General features: G+C 63.3%; 6 protein-coding genes and 1 pseudogene. 6 read left to right on the top strand and 1 reads right to left on the bottom strand.

Features of this window, described 5'->3' with window-relative positions; genetic code table 11:
* Window positions 1-209: 209 nt before the first annotated feature.
* Complete coding sequence (locus tag ACH2EI_RS03645; protein ID WP_395153087.1) at window positions 210-980, top strand: class I SAM-dependent DNA methyltransferase; 771 nt, start codon at window positions 210-212, stop codon at window positions 978-980.
* Between the two features lie 36 nt (window positions 981-1,016).
* On the opposite strand, the gene ACH2EI_RS03640 is transcribed toward ACH2EI_RS03645, so the two are convergent.
* Window positions 1,017-1,805, bottom strand: a complete 789-nt coding sequence (locus ACH2EI_RS03640) for an SDR family NAD(P)-dependent oxidoreductase (RefSeq protein ID WP_395153739.1) — start codon at window positions 1,803-1,805, stop codon at window positions 1,017-1,019.
* A 108-nt stretch (window positions 1,806-1,913) separates the two neighbouring features.
* Between ACH2EI_RS03640 and ACH2EI_RS03635 the strand changes: the two genes are divergently transcribed.
* The 5 genes and pseudogenes from ACH2EI_RS03635 to ACH2EI_RS03615 form a co-directional block, all read left to right on the top strand.
* A complete protein-coding gene (locus ACH2EI_RS03635; RefSeq protein ID WP_395159151.1) occupies window positions 1,914-3,860 on the top strand; it encodes a 1-deoxy-D-xylulose-5-phosphate synthase in 1,947 nt (648 codons plus the stop codon).
* 75 nt (window positions 3,861-3,935) lie between these two features.
* Window positions 3,936-5,075 carry a phytanoyl-CoA dioxygenase family protein gene (locus ACH2EI_RS03630; protein WP_395153737.1) on the top strand — a complete coding sequence of 380 codons (1,140 nt, stop codon included), beginning with the start codon at window positions 3,936-3,938 and terminating at the stop codon, window positions 5,073-5,075.
* Complete coding sequence (locus tag ACH2EI_RS03625) at window positions 5,072-6,103, top strand: GNAT family N-acetyltransferase (RefSeq protein WP_395153736.1); 1,032 nt, start codon at window positions 5,072-5,074, stop codon at window positions 6,101-6,103. Before ACH2EI_RS03630 ends, ACH2EI_RS03625 begins: the two co-directional genes overlap by 4 nt.
* 53 nt (window positions 6,104-6,156) lie before the next feature.
* A complete protein-coding gene (locus ACH2EI_RS03620; protein WP_395153735.1) occupies window positions 6,157-6,774 on the top strand; it encodes a hypothetical protein in 618 nt (205 codons plus the stop codon).
* A gap of 670 nt (window positions 6,775-7,444) precedes the next feature.
* Window positions 7,445-8,047, top strand: a pseudogene (locus ACH2EI_RS03615) (hypothetical protein); the annotation flags it as partial.

The following is an 8,047-nucleotide window of genomic DNA, read 5'->3' as shown; positions in this document are numbered from 1 at the left end:
TTGCGGCTTCGGCGGAGTTGGATCGGCCGACGTGCCACCGTGACTGCCTGGGCCGTGACCGGCCTCGGGGTGGCCGCCGGCGCGTCAACTTCTGCCCAGGCAGTCGGCCGCGACACTGGCGTTGTCGTCGGATCGCCATGGGCGGCGTTCGTCGTAGGGGGAAAGTCTGACATTGGAAGAAGTCACATTGTGGGCCAAATCGGGGCGCAGTGCGCGACACTGCGGCCATGCGCGGCTACGACTCGACTTCCTACGGCAAGGGGTTCGCCGACGTATACGACGACTGGTATGGCGATGTCACCGACGTTGCGGCCACCATCAGCCGAATGGTCGACCTCGTCGGCACCGTCGGCACCGTCGGCCCGGTGCTCGAGTTGGGTGCGGGGACGGGTCGGCTCGCTGTCCCAATGGCGCGAGCTGGCCTCATCGTCACCGCCGTCGATTCGAGTCGAGAAATGCTCGATCAATTGCACGCCCTCGACACCGCCGGTTCGGTCGTGGTCGTGCACGGTGACATGGTCGACGACCTGCCAGATGGGCCTTTCGCTGCCGCGCTGATCGCCTACAACACCATCTTTAACCTGCTCGACAACGGAGCGCAGCAGGCCTGCTTCGCTGCCGTGGCAGCTCGACTCGCCCCCGAGGGTGTCTTCGTCGTCGAAGCTTTCGTCCCCGAATCCGATACACCGGCAGGCAGCGACGTCTCCGTGCGTTCAATGGCTGTCGACCGTGTGGTTTTGTCGGTGTCGCAAACGACCCCGTCGACCCAGCAGGCCGAAGGGCAGTTCATCGAGATCACCGAAACCGGCGGCGTACGACTTCGACCGTGGTCGGTGCGCTGGGCGACTCCTGAACAACTCGATGCCATGGCAGCCACCGCGGGTCTGGTGCTCGACGCCCGCTATGCCGACATGGCGGGCACCCCGTTCGACTCCGAGAGCACCCAGCACGTGAGCGTGTACCGCCGCCCCACCGGCTGAGGACCTGTCACACCGAGGTCCTGTCAGATCGACGATTTAGAACGAGTGGAAACCGCCGTCGATTCGGATGATGTCGCCCGTGTGGTAGGTGCTGGCCGAGCTGGCGAGATATGTGGCGATCCCGGCGAAGTCTTCCTTCGTGCCCCACCGCCGAGATGGGATACGCGGCATGACCTTGTCGACGAACTTGTCCCAGCCGAACGCGTTGGCGGTCATGTCGCTTTCGATCCAACCCGGCAGGATCGAGTTGCAGCGAATGTTGTGGCGAGCGTGCGCAACGGCGATGCCCCGCATCATCGCGTTGACACCGGCCTTGGTGGCCCCGTAGTGCTGGCCCGATGCCGAGCCGAACTCGGATGAACCCGACGACGTAAACACGATCGATCCGCCCGAACGGTCACCTTCTTCGAACCGGCCCACCATGTGTTTGGCCGCTTCGCGTGCGGTGTAGAACGCCCCGTCGAGGTTGACCGACATCACACGGCGCCAGTCTTCGCTGGTCATCTCGAGGAAGCTCGGCGACGTGCCGCTGACCCCGGCGTTGACGAACACTGCGTCGATCCGGCCGAGCGCATCGGCCGTCTCCTGCATCGACTCGATCACCGCTGACTCGTCGCTGACATCACAGACGATCGACAGCAGTTCGACGTCATAGTCGCTCAAAATGTCAAGAGCTCGTTCGTTCTTCTCCGAGTTGGTTCCCCAGATCGCCACGTCTGCTCCGTGCGCTGCGAGCCCCTCGGCCATGCCGAGGCCGATGCCGCTGTTCCCTCCGGTGATGAGAGCAACGCGGCCGGTGAGATCGAAGGGAGAATCGCTGGACATGTCAAGACTGTAGGGCGTGCCAGAAAGCACGCCGCAATACGGACGAGCCAGAGTACCAGCCCGAGCCCGAAGCACTGCGTGCCCGGGCAGCCAGATATCCTGCGCTCAATGGCACTGGATCGAATTCGGACACCCGCTGATCTACGGGAGCTGTCATACGCCGAAATCGACGGCCTCGCCGACGAAATTCGCGACTTCATCGTCGATGCCGTCTCTGAAACAGGCGGGCACCTCGGCTCCAACCTCGGTGTTGTCGAGCTGACGTTGGCCCTCCACCGCGTCTTCCAATCGCCGACCGATGCCATTCTCTGGGACACCGGCCATCAGGCCTACGTCCACAAGATCGTCACGGGCCGCCAAGCCCAGTTCGAACAGCTCCGCCAGGTCGGTGGGCTCTCTGGCTATCCGAGCCGCGAAGAGTCTGAGCACGATTACGTCGAAAACAGCCACGCGTCGACGATCCTCTCCTACGCATACGGCATGGCCGTCGCCCGCGATGCAGGCACGAACTCGCATCGCCACATCGTCGCTGTCATCGGTGACGGCTCCATGACCGGCGGCATGGCGTACGAGGCCCTCAACAACATCGGTCACGGCAGCAAGCGCGTCATCATTGTTTTGAACGACAACGGCCGCTCGTACGCCCCGACCGTGTCCAACCTCTCGGCGAGCATGCAGGGCCGCGACGAGCAATCAGCACACCCCAGCCAACCGACGTTCACCGACCGAGTGACTGGCAAGCTCAGCCACGCGCTGACCGACATTCGACTCAACCCTGTGTACGTCCGTCGGCAGCGACGTATCGAAAACTATCTGCAGAGCCTGCCGCTTGTCGGCAATCAGGCCGGAGCCGCCATGGACGCCTTCAAGGCCGGTGTGCGTGAGTTCTTGCAGCCGCCGTCGTTCTTCGAGGCACTGGGCGTTCGGTACGTCGGTCCGTTCGACGGCCACAACGTGGAAGAGATGGAGCACGCTCTCCACAACGCAATCGAATTGAGCGAACACGGTCCAATTCTCGTCCACATGCTGACGCAGAAGGGCCGCGGCTACTCGCCGGCCGAAGACGACGACGAGAAGCATCTCCACGATGCACCGACCTTCGACCCGGCCGTTGGCCCGCCAAAGGCTGTCTCCACGGGCTACACCCAGGCATTCGCTGAAGCACTCATCAAAGAAGCCGATGCCGACGATCGCATCGTCGCGATCACCGCTGCGATGCCAGGTCCGACCGGTTTGATCCCGTTCCAAGAACGGTTCCCCGATCGGTTCTTCGACGTCGGCATTGCCGAGCAGCACGCGGTCACCGGTGCTGCGGGTATGGCAATGGGCGGGCTGCGACCCATCGTTGCCATCTACTCGACATTCCTCAACCGGGCCTGGGACCAGGTCGTCTACGACGTTGCCCTGCACCGCCTTCCCGTCGTGTTCTGCCTCGACAGGGCTGGCATCACCGGCCCTGACGGTGCAAGCCACCACGGCGTGTACGACATGGCTCTGCTCTCGAAGGTCCCGGGTATGCGTGTCTTGGCCCCGTCGAGTGCCCAGGAACTCGCGCAGATGCTGCATGACGCCGTCAGCCTCTCCGATGAGGGCCCTGTCGCGATTCGCTATGCACGAGGCGCCGCACGCCAGGTGACCGAGCACGAGGTCGGCTCCGGTCTGCTTGCTCGATCGGTCGTTGCACCCGCCGACGCTGACGTGTGTGTCATCGCTGTGGGCAAGATGCTCGAGACCGCCGAGCAGGCTGCAGCACGGCTCGCCGCATCCGGCACGCCGGTCACTGTTTGGGATGCACGCTCCTGCGCCCCGCTCGACCCGGCGATGATCGCCGATGCAGCCCGCCACTCACGGGTGGTCACGATCGAAGACGGCATTCGCGCCGGCGGCATCGGCATGTCGATCGCCGACGAGATCACATCCGTCGATCCGTCGACGGTCGTCGTGGTGCTCGGCATCCCGACCAAGTTCGTCCCCCACGACCCCAAGTCGGCGAACCTGCACACCAAGTTCGGCCTCGATGTCGACGGTCTCGTCGCCGCACTGCGACGAGACTGAATCACCGAGTCGGACAACGCTCCGCCAGCCAGTTGCAGCTCGCCCTGAGCGACGCGAACGCCTAGCATTGGGGTCATGACCTGGTTGGCTTCTGACACATGCGAAATCGATGAGTTCATTGCACTCGTCGAGCAAACTGCCGACATCGCCGACTATCCACACGCTGCGGCGATCGAACGCGGCACCGTCGTCTACGACAGTTCGTCCCTGCGCGAGGCAACGGCGTCGCCGGGCGGCCGACGCGCCGTCATGAGCGAGTTGGCCGACGCCCTCCTCAACGGGCCTGGAATCGTGGTGTTCCGCGGCGCATTCGAACAGCCGGTCGTCGATGCTGCATCAGCGGCGTTCTTCGAACTGATCGCGAAAGAAAAGGCCAACGCCATCGGCGGCGGCGACCACTTCGCCAAACCGGGCGCCAACGATCGAGTCTGGAATGCACTCGAGAAACTGGCCCTGCACGACCCGCACGTGTTCGTCGACTACTACAGCAACGATCTCGTTGACTTGATCAGCACCGCCTGGTTGGGGCCCGCCTATCAGGTCACGTCCCAGGTCAACGTGGTCAACCCGGGCGGCGCAGCGCAGGAACCGCATCGCGACTATCACCTCGGCTTCATGACCAACGAGGAAGCGGCGAGTTTCCCAGCGCATGTCCACCGTCTGTCCCCCATGATGACCCTGCAGGGCGCCGTGGCGCACTGCGACATGCCGCTCGAAACCGGGCCGACGATGTACCTGCCGCACTCGCAGAAGTACGAGGCCGGCTACCTCGCCTGGCGGCGCGACGATTTCAAGGCGTACTTCGCCGACCACCACGTACAGCTCTCGCTCCAGCTCGGCGACGCAGTGTTCTTCAACCCGGCGCTCTTTCACGGTGCCGGCACAAATGTCACGTCCGACGTCTATCGCATCGCCAACCTGCTCCAAGTTGGCACCGCAATGGGCCGTACGCTCGAAGCTGTCGATCGTGGAGCCATGCTCGATGTGCTCTACCCCGTCTTTCTTGCTCGTCTCGAAGGCGGTGCCGACCGAGCACTCGTCGACTGCGCTGTTGCCGCGGCCGCCGAGGGCTACCCGTTCCCGTGCAACCTTGATGTCGACAAGCCGATAGGTGGGCTCACCCCACCGTCGGATGCCGACCGAGTCCGCAGTGCACTCGATTCCAGCACGTCGGCGGCCGACTTCGCCGCCGTGCTCGCCGCGCGGCGGTCATGACCTTCGAGCCAATCCGCACCGAACGACTCCTCCTGCGTCCCGTCCGGCGCACCGACGCCGATGCACTCACCGAGCGCAGGAACAACCCCGACGTTGCCAAGTGGCAGACCTGGACGCTGCCATACCCGGCTGAGCAGGCCCAGCAGTCCGTCGACGAGATGGCCGCGATGCCCGGCCCCGTGCACGACGAATGGTGGATGCTCACGATTGCCGATCTAGCCGATACCGAGATCTACGGCGACGTACCGATACGCCTCACTTGGGACGGCCGCTCGGCCAAAATCGGCTACTCGCTCACACCTACGGCATGGGGCAAGGGGTACGCGACCGAGGCTGTCGAAGCAGTCTGTGCCCGCCTGTTCGACGATGGGAACGTCACACGCCTCAGCGCCATGTTGCACCCCGACAACACCGCGTCTGCCCAGGTATTGGAGCGCACCGGCTTCGTATTCGAAGGCCACACGCTGTTGTCGTTCTGGGTCGGCAACGACAACAGCGACGACTGGCTCTACGGCATGACTCGCGAGCAGCACACCGCATGGACAACGCGCCCGCGCCATCCCGCAGGCGACGTGCGACTCGTCGCGATCGACCACACCAACTCGGCAGCGGTCGCGGCCTTATCGACGCACCACAGCCAGCGCCAGTTCGTGCCGCCCATCGAACAGTCGTTTCGGGAGGCACTGTTCGTCGCACCCCACCAGGGCAGCCCCGTCGAACCTTGGCTGCGGGCCGTCGAGGCCGACAGCGAACTGGTTGGCTTCGTCATGCTCACTGCCCCGACCGAAGCGCACCCGATTCCGTACCTGTGGCGGCTCCTCATCGACCGACGGCACCAGCGGCGCGGCCTCGGGCATTGCGTGCTTGATTTGATCGTCGAACACTGCCGAGAAGCTGGCGCGACCGCGCTCGACATCAGTTGGCTTCCTGGCCGGGGGTCGCCCGAACCGCTGTACGTCCGTTACGGATTCGCCTCGACCGGCGAGATCGTCGACGGCGAGATCGAAGGACGACTGTCGCTTGCCTGAGCAGCAAGCACCACATCGCTGAACGCTGCACGACCGCGAACTATTGTCATCTTGTGCGCCCAGTCATCTTTCTGCTTTCTGCTGTCAGCCTGATCGCAGCTGGCTGTGCCAGCGCTCCAGAAGCCACCGTCGAGGCCCGTTCCACGGTCGCCAACGTCGGTGAAATTGCGGATTCCGAAGACAGCGAGTCAGTTCTCACGCCGCAGCCCGATGCCCCGGGATCAACAGCGCCGAGCTCATCGACAACGACGGTCCAGGCTGTCCCGACTGCGGCCAGCACGTCGGCTCCATCAACCACTCAGGCGCCGAGCGTCGCGCAGCCGGCGGCGGACAACGGCAGCGAGCCGGTCGGAGACGGCCCCGTGCTCACCAGCCCTGCCCAGACAGCGGGTGGCAACGACTCACTCGCTCCGGTCTTCTTCGACTTCAACGCCTCGGCCGCAATCGGGTGCGCCAACGCCGACCAGGGCACCGTCACGCTGCAGTGGGAAGTGATCGGCGCCGAGTCAGTCTCCGTCGCAATCGGTACCGACTCACAGATCTTGGGCACGGGCCAACCGCCTGCCGGCTCGCTCGATGTGCCGTTCGATTGTGCAGCGGGCAGCACATACTTCGTGATCGCAGAGAACCCGGGAGGGCGCACGGTGCGTTCGACCACCGTGACGCCCTGAAATTCAGCGTTCGTTGATCCGTTCCGCGGGGTTGTTGACCGCTATCTGGAGCTTGCTGGCCCGTTGGTCATGTGAGATTGATGCCATGCCGTGATCTGATCCGCCCACTTCGCGATGGTGCGTCGGACCTCAGTCGGTATCGACTCATCTGCGAAGTCTTCGACAATCTCAGCAACCCGCACGAACCACTCCTTGCTGTTTCGGGTCACCCGCACGCAGCAGACCAGCAGCGCGCACAGACCCGTCGCATCAGCTTCCAAGCAGACGCTCCTCGCAACTCAACGACTTCGAACATCGCTCAGAAACACAGAACTCCTGTAGCGCTCCGGGATCAACTCTGAACTTCGACCACATCGGCTTTACAGGCTTGAGGGCTTGACATGGCACAAAAATGCTCTATGTTAAGATTAAATCTCGAAATAATCAAGGTTGTGCCAGTTTACCCGCGGGGGATCATCTTATGTTTTCGTCAACTGTTCGGCGCCTGTTTGGCGCATCGGCCGTGTTGTGTTTGGTTGCTTCGGCAGCAGTGGTTGGGTCGGTTGTGACACCAGCCCAGATACTTGCTTTGCCGGGAGCGTCAGAATCGACGGTCGTCACCATCGAGTCGGTTCGAATAGCCGATACCCGCCACGCCATTGGCCTAGCGGACCAAGTCACTGCTGGTGCAATGCCCAAGCTGACAGTCACCGGGATGATTGACACCTACATCGACGCGACGTCGAACATCGTTCCCAAGCAGGTCGTACCGGCTGGCGCGACGGGTGTGTTGTTGAACGTCACCGCATATTTGCCGACTGCGTCGGGGTTCTTGTCGGTCCGCACAGGCACAGCAACAGGTGTCCCCGCAACAGCCGGACTGAACTTTGCGTCTGGCGCGGTGATCGCGAACCAAATGACGGTCCCACTACCAACGACTGGTGTCAACGCCGGTCAAATCAGTTTCTATTACGGCACCCCCACCCCAGGTGCTAAAATGCATGTCATTGTTGATGTTGTCGGCTACACAACAAGTTCCGGCCTCATTGACCTGACCAGCCGCGTTATTGCACTCGAATCGCTTGTTGCACTCGAATCGTCAAATGTCGCTGGACCTCAAGGTCCAACCAGCGCAACCGGTGCGGCGGGTGCAACCGGTGCGGCGGGTGCGGCGGGTGCGGCGGGTGCGGCGGGTGCAACCGGTGCGGCCCCAGAGAATATGTACTGCGGAAACCGGGGTCAGTACGCCAACTTGTCCGGGTGTAACCTGACCGACGCCGACCTGACCGGCGCC

This window comes from Ilumatobacter sp. (genome assembly GCF_041688325.1).
GTDB lineage: Bacteria > Actinomycetota > Acidimicrobiia > Acidimicrobiales > Ilumatobacteraceae > Ilumatobacter_A.
This window is presented reverse-complemented; position numbering and strand designations above follow the sequence as displayed.